The organism is Novosphingobium sp., from assembly GCF_037133355.1.
Lineage (GTDB): Bacteria > Pseudomonadota > Alphaproteobacteria > Sphingomonadales > Sphingomonadaceae > Novosphingobium.
Genome location: NZ_JBAXOI010000002.1, coordinates 299704 through 320675, shown reverse-complemented (window position 1 = coordinate 320675; position 20972 = coordinate 299704). Strand labels below are relative to the sequence as shown.

Annotated in this window: 20 protein-coding genes and 1 tRNA gene; 8 read left to right on the top strand and 13 right to left on the bottom strand. The window is 65.5% G+C overall.

What is annotated here, in order from left to right; all coding sequences use genetic code 11:
* Nucleotides 1-126: 126 nt before the first annotated feature.
* The 3 genes from WCL10_RS03740 (at nt 127) to WCL10_RS03730 (ending at nt 4444) form a co-directional block, all read left to right on the top strand.
* A complete protein-coding gene (locus WCL10_RS03740) occupies nt 127-2328 on the top strand; it encodes an EAL domain-containing protein (RefSeq protein WP_336894280.1) in 2202 nt (733 codons plus the stop codon).
* Between the two features lie 62 nt (nt 2329-2390).
* Nucleotides 2391-3527, top strand: a complete 1137-nt coding sequence (gene hisC / locus WCL10_RS03735; RefSeq protein WP_336894279.1) for a histidinol-phosphate transaminase — start codon at nt 2391-2393, stop codon at nt 3525-3527.
* The gene (locus WCL10_RS03730) at nt 3524-4444 is read left to right on the top strand and encodes a prephenate/arogenate dehydrogenase family protein (RefSeq protein ID WP_336894278.1); all 921 of its coding nucleotides are present in this window, start codon (nt 3524-3526) and stop codon (nt 4442-4444) included. The genes hisC and WCL10_RS03730 overlap by 4 nt, the downstream gene beginning before the upstream one ends.
* On the opposite strand, the gene WCL10_RS03725 is transcribed toward WCL10_RS03730, so the two are convergent.
* The 5 genes from WCL10_RS03725 to ftsE are packed head-to-tail and all read right to left on the bottom strand — an operon-like array spanning nt 4441 to nt 8721.
* The gene (locus WCL10_RS03725; RefSeq protein WP_336894277.1) at nt 4441-5739 is read right to left on the bottom strand and encodes a divalent metal cation transporter; all 1299 of its coding nucleotides are present in this window, start codon (nt 5737-5739) and stop codon (nt 4441-4443) included. The two genes, WCL10_RS03730 and WCL10_RS03725, sit on opposite strands and share 4 nt — an antisense overlap.
* Nucleotides 5736-6455: a lysophospholipid acyltransferase family protein gene (locus tag WCL10_RS03720; protein ID WP_336894372.1), complete on the bottom strand. Its 720-nt coding sequence runs from the start codon at nt 6453-6455 to the stop codon at nt 5736-5738. Before WCL10_RS03720 ends, WCL10_RS03725 begins: the two co-directional genes overlap by 4 nt.
* A gap of 23 nt (nt 6456-6478) precedes the next feature.
* A complete protein-coding gene (locus WCL10_RS03715) occupies nt 6479-7036 on the bottom strand; it encodes a YdcF family protein (RefSeq protein WP_336894276.1) in 558 nt (185 codons plus the stop codon).
* A 1-nt stretch (nt 7037) separates the two neighbouring features.
* On the bottom strand, nt 7038-7964 hold the full coding sequence (locus WCL10_RS03710) for a cell division protein (RefSeq protein WP_336894275.1): 927 nt from the start codon (nt 7962-7964) through the stop codon (nt 7038-7040).
* Nucleotides 7965-7974: 10 nt separating this feature from the next.
* On the bottom strand, nt 7975-8721 hold the full coding sequence (gene ftsE, locus WCL10_RS03705) for a cell division ATP-binding protein FtsE (protein WP_336894274.1): 747 nt from the start codon (nt 8719-8721) through the stop codon (nt 7975-7977).
* 156 nt (nt 8722-8877) lie between these two features.
* On the opposite strand from ftsE, the gene WCL10_RS03700 reads away from it, so the two are divergent.
* Nucleotides 8878-9672, top strand: a complete 795-nt coding sequence (locus WCL10_RS03700; RefSeq protein ID WP_336894273.1) for a zinc-ribbon domain-containing protein — start codon at nt 8878-8880, stop codon at nt 9670-9672.
* Nucleotides 9673-9775: 103 nt separating this feature from the next.
* Nucleotides 9776-9862, top strand: a tRNA-Leu gene (locus WCL10_RS03695).
* A gap of 397 nt (nt 9863-10259) precedes the next feature.
* On the opposite strand, the gene WCL10_RS03690 is transcribed toward WCL10_RS03695, so the two are convergent.
* The 3 genes from WCL10_RS03690 to WCL10_RS03680 form a co-directional block, all read right to left on the bottom strand.
* Nucleotides 10260-10994, bottom strand: a complete 735-nt coding sequence (locus WCL10_RS03690) for a c-type cytochrome (protein WP_336894272.1) — start codon at nt 10992-10994, stop codon at nt 10260-10262.
* 30 nt (nt 10995-11024) lie between these two features.
* Complete coding sequence (locus tag WCL10_RS03685) at nt 11025-11501, bottom strand: DUF6644 family protein (protein ID WP_336894271.1); 477 nt, start codon at nt 11499-11501, stop codon at nt 11025-11027.
* A gap of 61 nt (nt 11502-11562) precedes the next feature.
* Nucleotides 11563-12051: a hypothetical protein gene (locus tag WCL10_RS03680; RefSeq protein WP_336894270.1), complete on the bottom strand. Its 489-nt coding sequence runs from the start codon at nt 12049-12051 to the stop codon at nt 11563-11565.
* A gap of 177 nt (nt 12052-12228) precedes the next feature.
* Between WCL10_RS03680 and WCL10_RS03675 the strand changes: the two genes are divergently transcribed.
* Both WCL10_RS03675 and WCL10_RS03670 read left to right on the top strand, forming a co-directional pair.
* Nucleotides 12229-13032, top strand: a complete 804-nt coding sequence (locus WCL10_RS03675; protein ID WP_336894269.1) for a hypothetical protein — start codon at nt 12229-12231, stop codon at nt 13030-13032.
* An 8-nt stretch (nt 13033-13040) separates the two neighbouring features.
* The gene (locus WCL10_RS03670; RefSeq protein ID WP_336894268.1) at nt 13041-13472 is read left to right on the top strand and encodes a DUF6152 family protein; all 432 of its coding nucleotides are present in this window, start codon (nt 13041-13043) and stop codon (nt 13470-13472) included.
* Nucleotides 13473-13954: 482 nt separating this feature from the next.
* Here the strand turns inward: WCL10_RS03670 and WCL10_RS03665 are convergent, their stop codons facing one another.
* Nucleotides 13955-14497, bottom strand: a complete 543-nt coding sequence (locus WCL10_RS03665; protein ID WP_336894267.1) for a hypothetical protein — start codon at nt 14495-14497, stop codon at nt 13955-13957.
* Here WCL10_RS03665 and WCL10_RS03660 point away from each other — a divergent pair.
* On the top strand, nt 14490-16340 hold the full coding sequence (locus WCL10_RS03660) for a calcium-binding protein (protein ID WP_336894266.1): 1851 nt from the start codon (nt 14490-14492) through the stop codon (nt 16338-16340). The two genes, WCL10_RS03665 and WCL10_RS03660, sit on opposite strands and share 8 nt — an antisense overlap.
* Nucleotides 16341-16403: 63 nt before the next feature.
* Here WCL10_RS03660 and WCL10_RS03655 read toward each other — a convergent pair whose 3' ends face one another.
* From WCL10_RS03655 to WCL10_RS03640, 4 genes are read right to left on the bottom strand one after another with little or no spacing between them, the layout of a single operon-like run.
* On the bottom strand, nt 16404-17456 hold the full coding sequence (locus WCL10_RS03655; protein WP_336894265.1) for a glycoside hydrolase family 76 protein: 1053 nt from the start codon (nt 17454-17456) through the stop codon (nt 16404-16406).
* A gap of 9 nt (nt 17457-17465) precedes the next feature.
* A complete protein-coding gene (eat, locus tag WCL10_RS03650; protein WP_336894264.1) occupies nt 17466-18818 on the bottom strand; it encodes an ethanolamine permease in 1353 nt (450 codons plus the stop codon).
* A complete protein-coding gene (eutC, locus tag WCL10_RS03645; RefSeq protein WP_336894371.1) occupies nt 18815-19567 on the bottom strand; it encodes an ethanolamine ammonia-lyase subunit EutC in 753 nt (250 codons plus the stop codon). Before eutC ends, eat begins: the two co-directional genes overlap by 4 nt.
* A gap of 5 nt (nt 19568-19572) precedes the next feature.
* Nucleotides 19573-20964 (bottom strand): ethanolamine ammonia-lyase subunit EutB, encoded by a 1392-nt coding sequence (locus WCL10_RS03640; protein ID WP_336894263.1) that lies wholly within the window; start codon nt 20962-20964, stop codon nt 19573-19575.
* Nucleotides 20965-20972: the final 8 nt, after the last annotated feature.

The window sequence follows — 20972 nt, the reverse complement described above, 5'->3', positions numbered from 1 at the left end:
TTTTTTGCAGAATGGTCCGCTGGGCGGGTTCGCCTTGCCGCCCCTACGTAGTTAACCTTCTCACAATAGCCTTGCGTTACAGAACAGGGTCGAACCGTTCGGCTCATGTAAAGGAATGACAGGGTGGTGCTGCGCAGGGCACGCGAAGTCTTTGGACGCGGGGCGACCGATTCGTCGCCCCCCCGCACGTCCGAAAGCGAAGCGGCCGCACTCTGCCATGCTTACGAGGACCTTGGCCTCGGCTTCTTCTGGTCGACCGACACGGAAGGCAATGTCACCTATCTCTCGCCCGGCGCCCATGCCCCGCTGGTGGGCGAAGGCAGCGCGACCGGGCGTAACTTCCTCGAACTTTTCCTGAAATCCGGCATCGGTAGCGAGGGCGAGCGCACGCTGCCATTCGCGTTCGCGCGCAAGGGCCGCTTCGAAAAGATCACCGTGCGAAGCGAGCTTGCCGACGGCGAGACTCTTTGGTGGTCGATCTCGGGCGAGCCAATCATCGCAGGCGGTGATTTCGCCGGCTTTCGCGGCCACTGCGAGGATATCACCGGCGAGCGGCGCTCGGCCGAGGAAAGCTCGCACATGGCCATGCACGATGCGCTGACCGGCTTGCTTAACCGGCGCCGCATGTCGCAGCTGCTTGAGCGGACGCTGACCGTCTCCACGCAGCAGCGCAGCCCCTGTGCAATCATGCTGATCGATCTCGACCGCTTCAAGCAGGTTAACGATACGCTTGGTCACGCCGCGGGCGACGCGCTGCTCAAGCAGGTCGCCGCTCGCCTCGTGCGCGTGGTGGGCGACAAGGAAAAGGTCAGCCGTCTCGGTGGCGACGAGTTCCAGGTGATCATGCCCGGGATCGAAGACCGCGGCGTGCTCGGCGATATCGCCACCAGCATCATCACCAGCATTTCCCAGCCCTATACCATCGATGGCAGCCGCTGCCTGATCGGGGCCTCGGTTGGCGTCGCGGTATCGCCCTTCGACGGCGAGAACAGCGACAGCCTCGTGCGCAATGCCGACCTTGCGCTCTATGCCGCCAAGGGCGGCGGGCGCGGCCGTTTCCGCTTCTTCAGCGCCGATCTGCTCAAGGCCGCCGCCGACCGCCGCCTGCTTGAGGAAGACCTGCACGACGCGCTGCAGCGGGACGAGCTCGAGATCCATTACCAGCCCGTGGTGCGCGCGGCGGACAACCATGTCGTGGGTGTCGAGGCGCTCGCGCGCTGGAATCATCCCGAGCACGGCTCGGTCAGCCCCGCGCGGTTCATCCCCATCGCGGAGGAATCGAACCTCATCAAAGGTATCGGCGAATGGGTCCTGCGCCGCGCCTGTGCCGAGGCGGCGGCCTGGCCTGGCATCCTGCGCATTGCCGTCAACGTTTCGCCAGTGCAGTTCGCCGACGACGGCTTCCCGGCTCTCGTTGCCAGCGCCCTTGCCAATTCAGGTCTCGATCCCGAACGGCTTGAGCTCGAGATCACCGAAAGCGTGTTTCTGCAGGAAGGCGGAGCGACCAACGAGCGGTTCAAGGCGCTCAAGGGTCTCGGCGTGCGCCTCGCGCTCGATGATTTCGGCACGGGCTATTCCTCGCTCGGCTACCTGAAGACCGCGCCCTTCGACAAGATCAAGATCGACCAGTCGTTTGTGCGCGGCGCGACCGAGGAAGGATCGCGCAACCGCGCCATCATCGCCGCGATCGTCGCGCTGGCGCAGGCGCTGGAGATGGAAACCACAGCCGAGGGTGTGGAGAGCTTCGACCAGTTCGACCTGATGAAGAGCCTCAACGTCACGCTGGTGCAGGGCTACATCTACAGCAAGCCGATCGGCAACGAGCAGTTCATCCAGAAGCTCAACGAAGGCGACTGGATCATCGAGCCGTCGGGCCCGGCCTTCCAGCGCCACGACCGCCAGGCCATGTTCCGCCGCATCGGCGTGATCCACGACAACCACTACTATCCGGTCGTGCTGCGCAACCTTTCGGTCTCCGGCGCACTGATCGAGGGGCTGGTCGATGTGCCGGTGGGCACCGAATTCGTGATCGATCTCGGCGAAGGCCAGCTCGCCGTGGCGCGCGTACGCCGTTCACGCAAGCGCCAGCAGGGGTTGGAGTTCGAACAGGCGCTGGTTCCCGACGGCAATGGCGGCCTGTGCACCCGCAGCCGCGCCTCGCCCTACCAGCTCGCCGCCGCGGGCCTGCCGCAAAGCCCCAAGGGCGACGGTGTGCAGCCGATCGGTCCGCACCTCATCGGCGGAGGCGAGGATGGCAAGGCGTCGATGCCTGCCTTTGCCATGGCAAGCGACTGGAAAGGCGCCGCCATGCGCGCCGAAGTCAGCTAAGGCCGCACTGCCCGCGCGAGACGGTTCCCTTGGCGCGGCAAGCCCGCTAAGGCGCGCCGATCATGTCCCAGCCGCCCGCCACACCTGCCATCATCCGTCCCGTGCCCAAGCCGTGGATCGCGGCAATCCATCCCTATGTTCCGGGCAAGTCCACCGGCACCGACGGACAGGCGCTGATCAAGCTTTCGGCCAACGAGAACCCGCTCGGCACAAGCCCGCTGGCCCGCGCCGCGCGGCTTGGCAGCGGTGAGGGTGTAGGCGATCCGGCGCGCTATCCCGATCCCGAAAGCCACGCTCTGCGCGGCGCGCTCGGCACGCTCCACGGCATCGATCCGGCGCGCATCGTCATGGGCACCGGCTCGGACGAGCTGCTCCACCTCGCCGCGCAGGCCTTTGCGGGGCCGGGTGACGCTGTGCTCTACCAGCGCTACGGTTTCTCGGTGTACGAGATCGCTGCCCGGCGCTGCGGCGCGGAGCCGGTCGAGGCGCCGGACCGCGACTACGCCGCCGATGTCGATATGCTGCTCGGCTGCGTGAGCCCAAGCACGCGCGTCGTGTTCCTCGCCAATCCAAACAACCCCACCGGCAGCTACCTGCCGCGCGCCGAGCTTGCGCGTCTCCATGCGGCGCTGCCGGCCGATGTCTTGCTCGTGGTCGATCAGGCCTATGCCGAGTACCTCGATGCCGAGGCCGACGACGGCGCGCTGGCGCTGGCAGCCACCGCCGAGAATGTCCTCGTCACACGGACCTTTTCCAAGATCTACGGGCTTGCCGGCGAGCGTGTCGGCTGGGCAACCGGTGCGCCGCACCTGATCGACATGCTCAACCGCATCCGCGGACCGTTCAATCTCACCGTCACCGCGCAGGCGGCCGCGCTCGCCGCGCTGGGCGATCAGGCTTTTGTCGACGCTTCACGGACGCACAACCGCGCCGAGCGCACCCGCTTCGCCTCTGCGCTGGCGGCGCTGGGCAACCACGGTTTGCGCCCGCTGCCGAGTGAGGCGAACTTCGTACTGATCGAGTTCTCCGGCGCGCTTACCGCCGAGGCAGCCTACAACGGCCTGATCGACCACGGCTTCATCACTCGCTGGCTGCCCGGGCAGGGCCTGCCGCAGTGCCTGCGCATCACCATCGGCACGGCTGCCGAGATGGACCGCGTCGCCGCCGTGCTGCGTCAACTCGCCGAAGCGGCGCGATGAGCGCGCCTGCATCCTTCAAGCGCATCGCGGTCATCGGGCTCGGCCTGCTGGGCGGCTCGGTTGCGCGGGCGGTACAGGCGCATATGCCGGATGCGCTCACCATCGGCTTCGATGCCGATCCCGCCGTCCGAGCACGCGCCCGCGAAATCGCGCTCGCCGATGTCCTTCCCGAAACCGCCGGGGAAGCCGTCGCTGGGGCTGATCTCGTTGTGCTTTGCGTTCCTGTAGGGGCCATGGCCGCCGCCGGACGCGCGATTGCTCCCTATCTCGCGCCCGGCGTGATTGTCACCGACGTCGGTTCCAGCAAGGCCAGCGTCGCCCGCGCGCTCGCGGAGGCTCTACCGGGCGTCACCGTGATACCCTCACACCCCGTGGCCGGCACCGAGCAAAGCGGCCCGGACGCGGGCTTCGCTGCCTTGTTCCGCAACCGCTGGTGCATCGTTACCCCGCCCGCCGATGCCGATGCGGGCGAGATCGCACGCGTCGGCGTGTTCTGGGAAGCGCTCGGCGCGCGGGTCGAGACGATGGATGCCGAGCATCACGACCGCGTGCTCGCCGTCACCAGCCACCTGCCGCACCTAATCGCCTATACCATTGTCGGCACCGCCTCCGATCTCGAGGAAGTGACACAGAGCGAGGTGATCAAGTATTCTGCCGGCGGTTTCCGCGATTTCACCCGCATCGCCGCTTCCGATCCGACGATGTGGCGCGACGTGTTCCTCAGCAACCGGGATGCCGTGCTCGAAATGCTTCAGCGGTTCAGCGAGGATCTGACCGAGCTGCAGAAGGCGATCCGCAAGGGCGACGGGGCCATGCTTTTCGATACGTTCACCCGCACCCGCGCGATCCGCCGCTCGATCATCGAGATGGGCCAAGATGATGCGCGGCCAGACTTTGGCCGCAGCCACAGCGATTAGCTGAGCAGGAACATTCCGGAGACGAACGCCATTACCGCTGTCGCCGCCCAGCCACCCAGCTTGAGCAGTGGCGGCAGGGTGAGCCGGCCCATCACTTGCGGGTTACTCGCGGCCAGCATGGTCATCACCATCAGCGGCGGGGCGAGGAGGCCATTGATCACCGCCGTCCAGTAGAGCGCATGCATCGGATCGATGCCGATGAGATTGAGCGCCACGCCGCCCAACACCGCGACCACGATGGCGCCATAGAAGGCCTTGGCCTCGTGCGGCTTGCGGTTCAGCCCCTCGGCCCAGCCGAACGTTTCCGAAAGCGCATAGGCGGCCGATCCCGCCAGAACCGGCACCGCCAGCAGGCCGATGCCGATGATCCCGACCGCGAACAGCAGGAAGCTGAGGTCCCCGGCAATCGGACGCAGCGCGCTCGCGGCCTGGTCGGCGGAGGCGATCTGATTGATGCCGTTGGCGTGGAGGGTGGCGGCCGTGGCGATGACGATAAACAGCGCGGTCACGCTGGTTACCCCCATGCCCAGCACGGTATCGGTGCGCATGCGCGAAAGGCCCGGCGCGGCGGCGCGCGGGAACACCCCCAGCGGATGCGTGTGAAGCCGGTGCTGCTCCTCCACTTCCTGTCCTGCCTGCCAGAAAAACAGGTATGGGCTGATCGTCGTTCCCAGCGCCGCGATCACCGCCATGGCCGTTTCCCGGTCGAAGGCGAGCTTTGGCACCAGCACCCCGCGCAAGACCTCTGTCGGCGAGATCTTGGCCACGAATGGCACGAGGATATAGGCGAGCAGCGAGAGTGCCGACCACTTGAGAATGCGCGTATAGCGCTCATAACTCACGAAAATCTCGAGCAGCACCGAGACGAGGCCGAACAGCGCGACATAGAGCATGGTCGGCCCGGGCAGCAGCAGGTTCAGGGCCGCCGCCATTGCCCCAAGGTCCGAGCCGAGGTTGATCGTGTTCGCCACGAGCAGCAACAGGACGGCAAACCAGAGCACGGGCTTGGGATAGTGTCGCCGCAGGTTGTGCGCGATCCCGTGCCCCGTTACCGCGCCGATCCGCGCGCAGATCAGCTGGGTCGCCACAAGCAGCGGATAGCTGAACACCATGATCCAGGCGAGGCTGAAGCCGAATTGTGCGCCGACCTGGCTGTAGGTGCCGATCCCGCTCGGATCATCATCCGCCGCGCCGGTAATGAGCCCGGGACCGAGTACCTCGCTCCAGCTGCGCTCGTCGGGCGCGGTATGGCGGTCCTCGGGGCGAATCTCGGGGCCGGCTTGGTCTGCGCTCACGAGTTCAGCGCATTGATGGCGGCATGGACACGGGCTTCGATCTCTTCACGCGGGAGACCAGGGGGGATTTCCTCGCCAAAGCGGTAGTGGATCGTGCCGCTGCGCTTCCAGCGCCGTTTATAAAGTGCGCCGCTGTCAACGGCCACGGGCACCACCGGCAGGCCGAGCATCTTGTAAAGCCCGGCAAAGCCGGCCTGGAGCGGCGCCCGGCTGCCATGGGGCACGCGCGTGCCTTCGGGAAAGATCACCAGCGGCCGGCCATCGGCGGTCCAGCGGCGTGCTTCGGCCAGCATGGCGCGCAGCGCGCTCGCCCCGCGGCCCCGGTCCACCGCGATCAGGCCATAATGCGTGCCCACCGCGCCCCACAGCGGGATGCGCAGCAACTGCTCCTTGGCGAAGACGACAGGGACGGGATACATGTGCGGCAAATCGATCGCCTCGAAAAACGATTCATGCTTGATGGCATAGAGTACCCCCGCGCGGGGCACGAAATCGCCGGCGTCCACGGTGATCCCCAGCAGCAAGCGCGCACAGCCCCGGTGCCAGCTCGACCACATCCGCACCACCTTGCGGTAGCGCTCGCGCTTGAACGGCATTACCGCGAGCGCGACGATTACCAGCAGCACCGAACCGGCATAGAAGGCGGCATGGAACGCAAGGCTGCGCAGGATCTCGCGCAGGCCCGTTCGACCTTCGGGCACCGGATCAGACCGCATTCCCGTTTCTGACACGCCTGATCCTACCACCCCGCGAGCCATGCGAGCACCCGCGCGATCAGCTTGTGGTACTCGATGAACAGCGTCCTGAGGCTGGGGCGCGATGGCACCGCATCGGGCAGGATTTCCACGCCCCGGGGTGCTGCCATGGCCAGGTCGAACGCGGCGCGGCGCATGTGCCAGTCGGTCGTGACCAGCCGAACCGAGGTAATGTGCTCGGCCGCGATCCAGCGCGCGGCTTCGAGCGCGTTGGACCGGGTGTCGATCGATTCGAAGCCCAGGGTTACGCAGCAGGCAAGGAGCTGCGGCGAGACCTTGTACTCCGCAGCGAATTCTGCCGGCGTGACCTCGCTCGCCACGCCCGCAACCAGCAGCTTGCGCGCCTGGCCTGCGCGCAGCACCTCGAAGGCGCGGGGGATGCGCCCGCTCGCCCCGGTCAGCGCGATCACGCCATCGGTCTTCTGCGTTCCGGCCGGGCGCGGCAGCGCGAGCGCGAACCACAGGAAGCCCAGCACCCAGGCCAACAGAGCTCCGGCGCCGATGCGGCGAAACAGGCCGGGGGGTTTGCGCGGGCGCCGCATGTCAGAGCATCCGCCTGAGCGCGGCGAGCACGGTGAGCCGCGCGGTGAGGACGGCAAGGCCGACGCCGGCCAGTGGGATTGCGGCGATGACGATCCAGTCTGGCCAGCGCAGCACAGCGCCCGCCACCATGCCCGAGCCCAGCCCCGCAAACTGGCGCGACAGCGCGACGATCGTCACGATTCCGAGCAGTAGCCCGGCAAGGCCCCCTGCCGCCGCGTCGAACGCCATCGAGCGCTGGAACACCCGCGCGATCTGGCGATCGGTGCCGCCCAGCATGTGCACGATCTCGATCGTTTCGCGGTGATTGCCCAGCGCATTGCGCGAGGCAAGCAGCACGGCCGAGATCGTCGCGAAGGCGAGCAGCGCGATCAGGCCACCGGCCATCCACTGCATCGCACCGATCGCTGCAAAGACCGGTGCGAGCCAGCCCGCCTGCGCATCGACCCGCGCCGAGGGCGCTTCCGGCACGATGATCGCGCGCAAGGCCGCGAGCCGGCTGGGCGTGGCTGCGCCTTTCAGCCGCACATCGATCAGCGCGGGGATCGGCAGCGCCTCGACATCGTCGCCCGGACGAGTGCCGAGCCATGGCTCGACCAGATTGTTGAGCTCTTCCTGCGCCACCTGGCGCGCTTCGGCCACTTCGGGCGCGGCGCGCAGTGCCTTGAGCACTCCGGCGGACTGGCGGAGCCGCTCGGCCGGAGCGGCTGTCACGATCTGCACGGTCACGCCGCCTTCAAGGTCCGCGCTCGCCGTGCTGGCTGCATTGCGCAACGCAAGGCCGCTGGCGGCCGCCACCACGGTCATCGCGATCATGATCGCGATGACCCACGGCATCGGACCCGTCAGCTGTGCTTCGGGCAGAAGGCGCGGGTCACCGGTGGCGGCAGAGCCGCGCCAGCGCTGGAGCAAGGCGGAAAGGAAGCCCATGGCGCCGGTCTCAGAGCGGCGGCGGCGCGGCGGCGCCGGTCGCGGCCGGGCGGCGCGGGGGATAGCGCAGCGCGCCGGTGGGATCGCTGAGCCGCCCCTTGTCGAGCCGCATGATCAGCGATTCCGGCACTTTGCGGATAAGATGGACGTCGTGGGTTGCCACCACCACTGTCGTGCCCAGCCGATTGAGACTTTCGAACAGGCGCAAGAGCTTGAGCGCCATGTCGGGATCGACGTTGCCGGTCGGCTCGTCGGCCACCAGCATATCGGGCCGGGCGATCACCGCGCGCGCGATCGCCACGCGCTGCTGCTCCCCGCCCGAAAGCGTCGCGGGCCGGGCGTGCTGCCTGTCGCCGAGGCCGACCCAGTCGAGCATCTCGCTCACCGGCCGGGTGATGTCCTTCTCGCTCACCCCGGCGACCCGCAGCGGCAGCGCGACATTGTCGAAAGCGGAGAGGTGGCTGACCAGCCGGAAGTCCTGGAACACCACGCCTATGCGGCGGCGGAAGCCTGGCAGGCGCTCGCGCGGGAGGGTGATCGCATCGGTGCCGAACAGGCGGATCAGCCCGCGCGACGGGCGCTGCGAGAGGTAGAGCAGCTTGAGCAGGCTCGTCTTGCCCGCGCCGCTCGCGCCGGTGAGGAAATAGAAGCGGCCCGGATAGAGCGTAAAGGAAATGTCGGCCAGGATTTCCTTGCCCGTCCCGTAGCGCAGCCCGACGTTGTCGAACTGGACGATTTCGGCATCAGGCTGGCTCATGTCAGGCGTGGCTGTCCCGCTGGTGGTGGACCGTGCGAAACGATGCACGGTTGAGGCGGCTATAGGCCGCAATCGATGTGGAAAAAAGGCCGGGCAAGCACTTCTCCCCGTTCACGCCTATTGTTTCCCGGCCCGGCACCATGCTTAACCGGCCCCATGATAATTGCGTGTCCCGCCTGCTCGACGCGGTATGTCGTTCCCGACAGCGCGGTCGGTGTGGAAGGTCGCACTGTACGTTGCGCCAAGTGCCGCCACAGCTGGTTCCAGCATGGCCCTGAACTGCCGGCGCGGGCCGAGGCGCCGGAGATCGCTGCTGCGGTCCCTGCCGCCCCGCTGGTTCGCGAGCCGCCCCCTCCTCCCACAGCCCCTGCGGTCGAGCCGCGCTTCGAGATCGATGCCGGCGGCCCAGTGCCCGAACCGCCGGTCGTGCCCCGCCCGGTCACCCGCCCGGCCGTGCGCACGGCAGAAGATTCCTTCGACGAGACCAGTTCCAGCTTCGATCACGAGCCGCCCTTCCGCCCCCGGCGCAACGCGGCCAGGCTCTGGACTTTTGCGGGTATCGGATTTGCCAGCCTGGTCGCGGTGCTGATCGTGCTGGCTTCATGGCTCGGCCTGCCCAAGTGGCTGCCCACCGCCCACGCCACTTTCGGTGCAGGCAACCCCGATCTTGTCCTGTCCTTCCCCGCCGAACGGCAGGACCGCAGACCCCTGCCCAACGGCACCGAATACTTCGGCGCCAGCGGCACGATCACCAACGTTGGCAAACAGCCGCAAGACGTGCCGCCGATCCTGATCGTGCTGCGCGATGTCAATCGCAAGGTCGTCTACACCTGGGACGTAACGCCCCCGCGCGAGATGCTGAAACCCGGCGAGAGTGTCACGATCAATGAAGCCGTGACCGATGTTCCCAAAAGCGCCAAGCACGCCGAGATCGGCTGGAAGCCCGAATAAAAAATCCCCGCTTGGTTGTTGCGCGCTGCGGGGTCCTTTGCTAGGGGCCCGCCTCTACCCCGGCGGGGCCGCCTTTTGACAAGGCAAATCCCCGTTTCGATGTGCGGTCGTGGCGGAACTGGTAGACGCGCAACGTTGAGGTCGTTGTGGGCGAAAGCCCGTGGAAGTTCGAGTCTTCTCGACCGCACCAGACAGTCTGACAATCGAAACATATTTTGCCTGCGGGCACCTGCTCTGCGCTAGATGACGCAGTTCTGCGGGGTTGAGGCCTGTCTGCTCCTGACGCATGGGCCATTGAGTCAGTTTTGGCACTCGCATCTCGGCCCATTCTCCGTTGGGAGAATACTCGCCCACACCGCTTGGCGACCAGGACTTGATTCCATTCTTCGAGGAAGCAGCCGAGCCGAACAACAGATGCTGTGCATCCCGCAACATTGCCAGGCCTGCGTCGGGAAATGCCTTTCGGGTCGGCGGGTTCGGAATCAGCCATCAGCGATCGCCTCGGCGATGGCGTCCGTGCTTGGTCGAAGCGTCTGCTCTTGCCGAAAGTCGTCAAGCCGAGAACGAGCGCAATGCCCCAAGTAACTTCACAGGGACTTACGCGTCTTGGCCAGTGAAAGCACATAGACCGACACTGCGCGCACTTCTGCCGGTGTAAGTTTTCCTGCAAAGGCCGGAGAGACGCCTTTGCGGCCTTCGGTTACGCTTTGCGCAATTGCGGCGCGGTCGCTGCCATAAAGCCAGGTCTGCGGCCGCGTCAGGTCGGCCGCCCCCGTCGCGGTATCACCCCAGCCTTGCAGCGTGTGGCAATCATAGCAGCCACCTTCCCCTTCGAAGGCTTCCTTGCCGGCGGCTATCTGCGCGGGATCATGAGCCTTGCCGGCAAGTTTCAGCACATATTCGGTGACGGCGGAGATTTCGTCGGGCTCAAGGCTGTGGCCAACTCCGCGCGCGGGCATTTCCGGCCAGTTGCGGCCTTCCGCGTCGTCCGCGCGGATACCATGAAGGACGGTGCGCTCGATATCCGAGGCGCGCATGATGAACGTGTCGATGTCCTCGCCGCCATAGAGCCAGCGATCATCGGTAAGGTCGGGGGCATGCCCGCCCAAGGCGCCACGTCCATCTGCGCCGTGGCATCCGGCGCAGGCACGGGCAAAGACGGGCGCCCCCGCCCGCACGGCCTGTTCGCGCAGGGCAAGATTGGCCCAGATGCCATTGGCGTCCAGCGGCGCGCGTCTGGCCAAGGCCGCGCTGGTAAGCACCAGCAGCGCGGTCAGTCCCAGCGCACCCGCGACCCGGGCCATCTTGCCGCTCTGCTGCATCGCGTCTCTCCCGCAAACCCGTCGAAACTGTCAGATGGTAAAGCCGATCCAGCGCCCGAACACGATGATCGAGGTCCAGAGCGTAAGCGAGACCGCACCGGAAATCCGCGGAGCCAGCGCACCTGGCGTCATGAGGCGGGGGCTCGCGATGAAGTGGAACGCGATCATGTTTGCCCCCGCCAGCAAGAGCAGCACCAGTTTTCCCTGAAAAAAGAAGTTGGTAAAATAGCCTGAAGGGTTGGCGAAGATCATCGTCGTGCCGGTTGCGGCGGCCAGGGCGAAGCCGGCCCAGGTGAACGGCAGCCATTGCCTCAGCAACTGGCGCGGATCCCGGCTTGGTTCGACGATCCCGACAAGGCGCAAATCCACCAGTGCGATCGAACCGAACACGAGCGTAAGCGCCAGGACATGCACAGCCTCGACCGTACCGAAAAGCCAGGTGCTATCGGTCAGCGCATACGCGAGCGGTGTTTCGGACAGCCAGTCCGCTAGGTCTTCAATCGACATGAACCAGCAATCCCAGATCCGTGTTGAAACAGAATGGCGCGGCGATCCGCAGTTGGGGCGATCAGGCCGGCGCGCCCGGCCAACCATCGGCATAAGCGATCCAGCGTCCGGCAAAGATCACCAGCGACCAGCACGCCAGCGCTGCCAGTGCCAGCGCCACATGCAGCGCACGCGGCCGTGCCTCGCCCACCGCGCGCTGCGCCCATGTCGCCAGAAGCGCCGCGCCGACAAGCACCAGCTTTACCCAGAATACCGTTCGGAACAGAGCCCGGCCGGGCTCGCTCGCAATCAGGAGAAACCCGCTGGCGGCGAGCACGGCGATCGCGCAAAAAAGCACCGGAAGCCAGCTTGCGGTTACGACGGCCAGCGATCGCTCGCGCTCGACCAGACCAGCGGCACGCAAGTTGATCAGCAGCGCCGCAACCACGACGGCGGCAATGGCCATGATGTGCACCACCTGAATCGCCGGAACGAACCACCCCCGGGCATTGACAGCGACCGAAACCGGCGTGTGCTCAAGCCAGTTTGAGAATGCGATGAGACCTTCCAACGCGAGATATCCTGTGTGAATAGCAACCGATCGCGTTACTTCACCCGCAGTTTTGCACGATTCCAACACAAAAATTCAAATGCGATCAAAAGGGTGTGGATTTTTGCCGCGTATCGCGCACGATGATGGGGTGATTGGATCATGTCGGGGTGCGCAATGCGGTTTTTGCTTGGTTCATTGGCAGCAGTAGCCGTCGGATTGGCGTCTGTCGCTGCGGCTCAAACGCCGCCTGCAGACATCATCGACCCTGCGCCAACAGCCGAGGACTGGGCCGCGCTGGGCAAACTTCCCGATTGGAGTGGCAGGTGGTCGCCCGATATCTCCGATCAGGATCGCCAGATCGAAACCAACCCGGTGCCGTGGAAGCCCGAAGTCATTCCGCAGGTGAAATACTGGACTGAGGAAGAAAATCAGGGCCGCCCCCACGGCTTGCTCCTCAATTGCCTGCCGCATGGCATGCCTAGCCTCATTCTGATCACGCACAACGCCAATGAGTTCCTGTTCACGCCTGGCCGGGTCACGCTGCTCGGCGAATCCGACGGCAACCGCCTCCGCCGGATCTACACCGACGGGCGCGCGATGCCCGAAGATCCTGATCCCAGTTTCCACGGCACATCGGTGGGCCACTGGGAAGGCGATACGCTGGTGGTTGAGACGCGCGGCATCCTGCCGCAAGTGTTTCTGGCGCTGAGCGAGGCCGTGGGCATTCCCTTGGGCGAAGGGGCGGTGATCCGCGAACGCATCCATCTGATCGCCCCCGATACACTGGCGCATGATCTGGTGATCGAGGCGCCGCATATCCTCACTCGTCCTTGGGAAACCCGGCGAATCTACTACCGCAATCGCAAGCGCAGCTACGAAATCGTCGAAGGCGTCTGCCGTCAGGGTGATTTCGAGGAAAGCACGGATCGCTGGGGTAACCCGATCTATGTTCCCACCCACCAGCAAAATGGCAATATCCTGCCTCCACCAGCCAAGTGAGCCGATCCATGATTCGCAAGTCCAGCCCTGCCGCTCTCGTTGCCGCCCTCGCTGTCACCCTTGCAGCCGTGAGCGCCGTGGGAATAGCCCATGCGCACCACAGCTTCGCCATGTTCGATCCCGCCAAAGTCGTAACGCTGCAGGGCCGGGTGAAAGAATACCGCTGGGTTAACCCGCATGTCGCCCTGCTGCTCGATGTGAGCGCACCCGGCAATGCCGCTGGCGTCTGGTCTGTCGAGCTCACCAGCCCGGGCAATCTCACGCGGCTGGGCTGGAGCCGCAAGTCGCTCAAGGCCGGAGACCGCGTCGCCGTTGAGGTCAATCCTCTGCGCGACGGTCAGCATGGCGGGGGCTTTCGCAAGCTTATGCTGCTGGACACCGGGCAAGTGCTGCAGGCCCGGCTGATCGACATTGAAAAGACTGCCAAGGGAGGACAATAAGCCCTCGGTTGGGGCGCTTCGCTTGGCGGTGCATAAGCGCCAAGAACCGCCGGGATAGCGAAAGTCGATACAATCTGCGCAATGCACCGGCGGGCTACCGACCTGCGGAAAGATGTTGTCGCATGGAAGCGGCCACGCTCCGCCTAATGCGCTTGCGCGATCGAATGACGCGCGACGCTGCTGCAATCCGCGTGCGCCTGACCGCAGGACCGCCCACACCAAACCAGGGCTGCGGAGAAGAAATGGTCGAGCAAACTCTGCAGAGTTGCAGCCTTTCGGTCCTGCCATCGTCGCTCACCCGCAGACAGAAAACTCACAGCCCACCTGCTTGCCGCGAAAACCGTGCCTGTCGAATGATGCTTGGTTGCAGGTCTCTGGACAAGCCAGTCACTCGACAAATCGGAGAGTGGCGGCGCCAATCGGGCTACTTTTGTTGACATTAAAATATGTCTCGTCAAAACTCGTGCCTCTACACTCAGGTACTACTGATACTTGAAAATCAACGCCACGAGGGCTCTGGCTATGGCGATCTTTATTGGCCAGGTGGCAACTAACAACGTATTCACGGGCACAGCGGTTGCCGATACGTTCCAGTTCGCGGTGCTGATCTTAACGCGCTCGATACGGTGACCGGTGGCGGCGGCGGCGATGTGTTGCAGTTGACGACTGCCGGTGCGCTGGCGGTTGATGCGCTGACCGGGGTTACCGGTGTTCCGACGATCCAGTTGAATGCGGGCGGCAACACTGTAACGCTGCTCAACAGCAACCTGACCGGGGTTTACGGTTCGAAGATCATCGTTAACGGCGGCGCGGGCGACGATACGGCCGATGCGTCCGGGCTGAGGCTCGGTTGGCGCAGAGACAATCACCGGGCCGAATATCCGCAGCACGGTCCACGGCAATGGTGGCAACGACACGCTGAAGGTACCGACGTCCGGCAGCACAGCCTGGGGCAACAACTCAAGCGTGTTTGGCGATGCTGGCGATGACCGCATCGATTTTGGCAACTCCTTATACTTGATCACGCTCGATGGCGGGGCCGATACGGACACGTTGGTTTACAGTTACAACGGCGGCGTTGCCAGTCAGATCGATCTGAATTCCGCTACGGACCAGACCATCGGCGACAACGCGGGGGTAAACAACTTCGAGAACCTGGACTGGAGCCAGAGCAGTTTCGGCCTCAAGGCAACTGGAAGCAGCGCTGCGAACACCATCACCGGCAGCGCGTTGGCCGACACCATTGATGGCGGCGCCGGTCTCGACGTGATCGACGGGCAGGGTGGTGACGACAGGATCACCTATCGCGGCAACGCCGCCAGCATCAACGGTAGCGCAAATGCCGATACCCTCGTCGTGACCGGATCGGCGACGATCAACCTCAACCTTGCCGACCAGACCAGTGGCGATACCGCCGCTGTCAGCGGGTTTGAGAATGTCGATGGTTCGACCTCATCGGCGTCATTCTACGCGATTGGACTTTCCGGCACCTACAGCATCCTTGTCGGCGGCAGCGCGGGGGATACGCTCAGGGCGGGTGCCTACGGTGCCAGCATCACCGGCAATGGCGGAGCCGACACGCTTGGTGGCGGCATCGGTGCGGATTCCTTCTACATCAACGGCGGCGATTTTGCCGCAGGCGAATCAATCGATGGCGCTGGCAGCGCTGACGGCGATTTCCTTTACGTCCGCGCGACAACAGACTTCACCGTCGGCTCGCTCGCCAACCTCGAATATCTCTATGCGAGCGCCCAGGATGCGGCTGGAAACTATCTCAGTCAGGGCCTGACCGTCACGCTCACCGGCGCGCAGACCGCGAGCTTCACCGCGATCTATGCCAATTCAGTCGTCACCGGCACGGCCGAGGCCTTCATTGTCAACGTGGAATCGGGCTCGACGGTCAATCTGGGGTTGGTCAACTGGGCGAATTTCGATGCCCAGGATACCTTGACCGTCAACGGGACGACCGGGAACGAAACGATCACCGGGCCCAACATCGCAAGCGTGATCCGCGCCGACAGCGGCGACGATACGGTGAAGACCGCCGCTGGATACTCGTACTGGGCCACGGGCACACAAGTGTTCGGCGATGCCGGCGCCGACCGCATCGACTATGGCTACCGCTTGAACACCGCGACACTCGATGGTGGCGCCGACAGCGACACGCTGGTCTTCAATTACGCCGAAGGTGTCACCGACCAGATCAATCTCTCGCTGGCCGACCAGAGCGTGGGCGACAACACGACGGTCATGAACTTCGAGAACCTCGACTGGAGCGCCAGTTCCTCGGGCCTCATCGCCACTGGCAGCAGCGGCAACAACACGATCGTCGGCAGCCAGGTGGCAGATACGGTCAATGGTGGCGGTGGCAATGACACGATCAGTGGCGGCAGTGGCAACGATATTCTGGAAGGACAGGATGGCTCGGACACGCTGACTGGCGGCTCGGGATCCGACGTGTTCGTTTGGATGTCGCGCTACAGCGCGCCGGACACGATCACCGATTTCCTCGCTTCCGAAGACGACTTGCGCTTCGCCCTGAGCGCGTTCGACTTCAATGGGGCCGCGTTCGATCGGCAAGTCTCGGCCAAGTCGGGCGGCGCCAATATCACGGGTGCGGATCTCATCAACTACGATGGCGGCGCGCTCAACAGTGTGAGCGATGTGCAGAACTACCTCTCCGCAGCTGCGGGCGGCAGTGTCGGGGAAGGCGTGTTCATCGTCGGCAAGGACAGCAGCAACAATACGGTGCTCTACCACGCGCTCGATGCTAGCTACACCGTTTCCACCGACGTAGTGCTGGTCGCCAATCTTGGCATTCTGGCTGCAAAGGGTTCGCTCCAGCTGGCAGATTTCCTGTTCGTCTGACGCTGTTCGGGGTCGGGAACTGCATGGAAGTGCAGGATCGCGGCGGGCGACTTCCTCTCGAGGTCAGGAAGCGGCGGCCAGAAAGAGCGCGATTGCCGAGGCTTGCGCGGCGGCGCCCGTCTGGCCTGATCCACCCGTCCATAGACCATCGACCGGTTGGCTGCCTTCGGCGCCGAGCTGCCACACCGCTTCGCCGTTGCGGCGCAGCCAGGCGCGCAGTTCAGCGCGGTCCGAGCCCTCTGCCATGGCCTCGACCAGATGGCCGAGATGATGGGCAAAGACGCCCTTGAACATTGGCCCGTCGGCGCCCAACGCGTCGGATGGCTCGGTCAGCAGGCCCTGCGCCGTCACCAGCGTACGCGTGGCGGCAAGCGCCGTCCGGACTGCGAATGCGCGGTATTGCGGATCACCGGCGATCGCGGCGAGGTCGTTCAGCCCGCCCAGCAGAACCCCCTGATTGTAGGTGTAGCGCGGTGCGCCATTGTTGCGGCACTGCGCGTCGAGGCCATCGTTGACGAGGCCGTCTGCCCCGATCATGCCCGAGGCCTCAAACCACGCCCATGCGCGCAGCGCCCACGCGCGATAGGGTTCCTGCCCGGTCGCCAGATAGAGCCGGGTCGCCGAATGGAGCAGCAGTTCGTTGGTGATCGCGTTCTTGTAGCTGTGCTTCGGGTCCCACCACAGGCCACCGCCGCAACGGTCGTCCCAATGCGCGGTGACGAGGCGGCTGAAGTTTGCCGCCGCCCATGTCAGCAGTTCGGGATCGCGCTCGTTCTGCCAAGCGTCAACGCTTGCGATCACGGCCCACAGGTCATCGTCGTTGAGGTAGCGACCATCGCGATTGCGCACGGCGGCGGAAATTTTGCCAGACCAGCGGCGATCACCGGTGCGGCGCTCGTAGTCCATCAGTACGTCGGTGATCGGGAAGCGCTGCCAGTTCTCGCTGGCCTTCCATCCCCTGTCCGTACCCCAGGTGCTTTCGAGCAAGGCCGCGGCCGAGGCGGCGCGGGTGTGCCATAGGGGCGCAGGCTGGCTCGTCTCCGCCCGGGCGGGAGCGGCCACGGCCAGAAGCGGCGCCATGGCAAGTGTAAAAGCGGCGCGCAGTCGCAAGTTCATGGCGGCAGACTAATCCGCATCCCTGCGGCGCAGCAAGAGCGAGCTGCCGACCAGCAGCCCCATCAGCCCTGTGAAGATCGCCGCGAGCTCGCGGTTGGTCCAGGCCATTGTCACCAGCGCGAGGCTCGCCATGCCCAGCGCAAACATAGGCGCGAAGGGGTAGAGCGGTGCGCGGAACGGGCGCGCGAGGTCCGGCTCGCTGCGGCGCAGACGCAGCAGCGCCGCCATCGATATGATGTACATGGTGAGCGCGCCGAAGGCCGACAGCGTCACCACGCTGGCGGTAAGGGACTGGCCGGCGATGCTGACGAAGGCATCGCTGTAGATCGCCGCAATGCCCACCACACCGCCCGCCAGTGTCGCCACGTGCGGCGTATGGAAGCGAGGATGAAGGCGTGCGAAAACGCCCGGCAGGTAACCCGCCCGTCCCAACGCGAAGATCTGCCGGGCATAGCCCATGATGATCCCGTGGAACGAGGCGACGAGGCCGAACAGGCCGAGCCACACCAGCATGTGCAGCCAGCCGCTAGATGCGCCTACCGCGCGCTTCATGGCTTGCGGCAGAGGATCGTTGAGGCTCGAAAGCTCGGCCCAGCTGCCCGATCCGCCGGCAAACAGCATGACTCCGAAGGCAAGCACCGTCAGCGTCAGAATGCCCGAGATATAGGCCATCGGTATGGTCTTGCGCGGCTCCTTCGCTTCCTCGGCGGCCATGGCGACGCCCTCGATCGCGAGGAAAAACCAGATCGCGAAGGGCAGCGCTGCAAAAATTCCGCCAACCGCTGCCATGCTGAAATGATCCTGCCCGGCCCAGCCTCCGCTGAGGAAGTTCGACCAGCGGAATGCCGGCAGCACCACTGCCATGAACACGAGAAGCTCGCCCACCGCGAGCAGCGTGACCACTACCTCGAAGCTTGCCGCGATCTGCACGCCAACGATGTTGAGCGCCATGAACACTGCGTAGGCGCCGAGCGCGGCATGCTTGGGCTCGAGCGCGGGGAACTGCACATGAAGATAGGCGCCGATGGCAAGCGAGATGGCCGGCGGCGCGAAGAGGAACTCGACCAGAGTGGCAAAGCCCGCCACTGCTCCGCCCAGCGGCCCGAAAGCGCGCAAGCCATAGGCGAAAGGGCCGCCCGCATGGGGGATCGCGGTGGTCAGCTCGGTGAAGGAAAAGATGAAGGCGATGTACATCGCCGCCACGGCAAGCGTGGTGACCAGAAAGCCCAGCGTTCCCGCGCTCGCCCAGCCATAGCTCCAGCCGAAGTATTCGCCCGAAATGACGAGGCCCACCGCGATGGCCCAGAGGTGGAAGGGGCCGAGCCGCTGCTGCAGCTGTGGGCCTCCGGTCGGCGTGGTCATGCGCGGCTGTTTTCCTGGTCTGGAAGGGTGGGAGTCCGGTCGTCCTTCAAGTCAACGCCTGAAATCTGGCGGCGCAGCGCCTCGCGCAGCAGCCAGCCCAGCGTGCGGGCGGCGTCCTCGGGGGTGAGGCCGCCGGCGCCGTGGATATTGGAGATGCAGTTCCGCTCGGCATCGCTGCGGCCGGGGCGGGGTGCGAACGTCATGTAGATGCCAAGGCTGTCGCTCACGCTCAGGCCGGGCCGTTCGCCGATGATCATCACGCAGACGCGCGCGCCCAGAGCTTCGCCCACGGGATCACCGAGCGCGACACGCGCCTGCTGCGCAATCACCACCGGGCCTATGGCAAGTCCGCCCAGCTCCGCGACACAGGCATGCAGCAACCGCGCCGCGCCGGCCTGAACTCCGGTTGCGGAAAGCCCGTCGCCGATCGCGAATGCCACGTCGCATTGCCCGCCGACCTCCGCCAGCAGCGCGGCGGACCGGCTGGAAAGGCGGCGGCCCAGATCGGGCCGCCGCAGATAGGTCGCGCGGTCCGGTGCGTCGCTTTCCAATTGCAGTACCGGGAGAGGGGCGAGCGCGGCCGCCAGCGCCGCCGTATCGAGCGCGGCGTGAACGGCATCGCGTGCGCGGGCATGGGCCAGCTGGAAGTCCAGCACTTCGCGCAGCGGCAAGGCGTTGCCGACCCGGCCCAGCGCAATCCGCGCCGGAGTGGTCTGACGCAGCCGCGCCCAGAGCTCGCCGGGTACCACCTTGCTCAAGCGATGGTCTCCGCCAGCCTGCGCATGAAAGGCGAGGCGTGATCGGTCAGCGCGCGCAGGGTGCCATCGGGCGCGGCAATGCCGACATCTCCCAGCCAGGCCTCGAATTCCGGTGCTGGGCGCAGGCCCATCACGCTGCGCAGATACAGTGCATCGTGGTTCGACAGGCTCTGATAGGAAAGCATGACATCGTCGCTGCCGGGCACGCAGATCAGGAAGCTGCAGCCCGCGACGGTCAGCAGCGTCATCAGGCTGTCCATGTCGTCCTGATCGGCCTCGGCGTGGTTGGTGTAGCACACGTCGCAGCCCATCGGCAGGCCGAGCAGCTTGCCGCAAAAGTGGTCCTCCAGCCCCGCCCGGATGATCTGCTTGCCGTCATAGAGGTACTCCGGCCCGATAAAGCCGACCACGGTGTTGACGAGCAGCGGATCGAACGCGCGCGCCACGCCATAGGCCCGCGCTTCCATCGTCTGCTGATCGACGTCGTGGTGCGCGTTGGCCGAAAGCGCCGAGCCCTGACCGGTCTCGAAATACATCACGTTCCGGCCAACCGTCCCGCGCCCCAGCGCCTGTGCGGCGGCCTGCGCCTCGCGCAATATGGCTAGGTCGATGCCGAACCCGGCATTGGCGGCCTCGCTCCCCGCGATCGACTGGAACACCAGATCGACCGGCGCACCGCGTTCGATGATCGTCAGCGCATTGGTCACATGAGTGAGCACACAGCTCTGCGTCGGGATGGCGTAGCGTTCCCGCAATTCGTCCAGCATGTGGATCAGCTTGGTGGCCCCGGGAACACTGTCGGTGGCGGGGTTCACGCCGATCACCGCATCGCCCACGCCGTGAAGCAGTCCGTCGAGCACGGCAGCGGCGATCCCGCGCGGGTCGTCTGCCGGATGGTTGGGCTGGAGGCGGGTGGACAGCCGGCCGGGAAGGCCGATCGTGCTGCGAAAGGCGGTCACCACGTTGATCTTGCGCGCCACCGCGATCAGGTCCTGGTTGCGCATCAGCTTGGAGACCGCAGCGGCCATCTCCGGCGTGATGCCGCGCGCGGCGGCTGCCAGGGTGGTGGCGTCTACCGCCTCGCTCAGCAACCAGTCGCGCAGGCCGCCCACGGTGAGGTGGGCAATGAGCGCGAAGGCTGCGGTGTCGTGGCTGTCGAGGATGAGGCGTGTGACCTCGTCGCTCTCGTAGGGGACGAGCGCTTCGCTCAGGAAGTGCTTGAGCGGCAGATCGGCCAGCACGCAGCGCGCGGCCACGCGGCGCGTGGCGCTTTCTGCCGCAAGCCCGGCGAGTTCATCGCCCGATCGCGCCGGGCTGGCAGCGGCCAGGACCGCTTTAAGGTCGGCGAAGACGTGGCGCTCGCCGCCGAGATCGCTTGTGAACGGCAAGATCGAGA

Bases quoted from the DNA above. Each gene is read 5' to 3' on its own strand.
- hisC (WP_336894279.1), top strand. From the start codon at position 2,391: ATGTCCCAGCCGCCCGCCACACCTGCCATCATCCGTCCCGTGCCCAAG.
- WCL10_RS03730 (WP_336894278.1), top strand. From the start codon at position 3,524: ATGAGCGCGCCTGCATCCTTCAAGCGCATCGCGGTCATCGGGCTCGGC.
- WCL10_RS03720 (WP_336894372.1), bottom strand. From the start codon at position 6,455: ATGCGGTCTGATCCGGTGCCCGAAGGTCGAACGGGCCTGCGCGAGATC.
- WCL10_RS03715 (WP_336894276.1), bottom strand. From the start codon at position 7,036: ATGCGGCGCCCGCGCAAACCCCCCGGCCTGTTTCGCCGCATCGGCGCC.
- WCL10_RS03710 (WP_336894275.1), bottom strand. From the start codon at position 7,964: ATGGGCTTCCTTTCCGCCTTGCTCCAGCGCTGGCGCGGCTCTGCCGCC.
- ftsE (WP_336894274.1), bottom strand. From the start codon at position 8,721: ATGAGCCAGCCTGATGCCGAAATCGTCCAGTTCGACAACGTCGGGCTG.
- WCL10_RS03700 (WP_336894273.1), top strand. From the start codon at position 8,878: ATGATAATTGCGTGTCCCGCCTGCTCGACGCGGTATGTCGTTCCCGAC.
- WCL10_RS03690 (WP_336894272.1), bottom strand. From the start codon at position 10,994: ATGCAGCAGAGCGGCAAGATGGCCCGGGTCGCGGGTGCGCTGGGACTG.
- WCL10_RS03685 (WP_336894271.1), bottom strand. From the start codon at position 11,501: ATGTCGATTGAAGACCTAGCGGACTGGCTGTCCGAAACACCGCTCGCG.
- WCL10_RS03670 (WP_336894268.1), top strand. From the start codon at position 13,041: ATGATTCGCAAGTCCAGCCCTGCCGCTCTCGTTGCCGCCCTCGCTGTC.
- WCL10_RS03655 (WP_336894265.1), bottom strand. From the start codon at position 17,456: ATGAACTTGCGACTGCGCGCCGCTTTTACACTTGCCATGGCGCCGCTT.
- eat (WP_336894264.1), bottom strand. From the start codon at position 18,818: ATGACCACGCCGACCGGAGGCCCACAGCTGCAGCAGCGGCTCGGCCCC.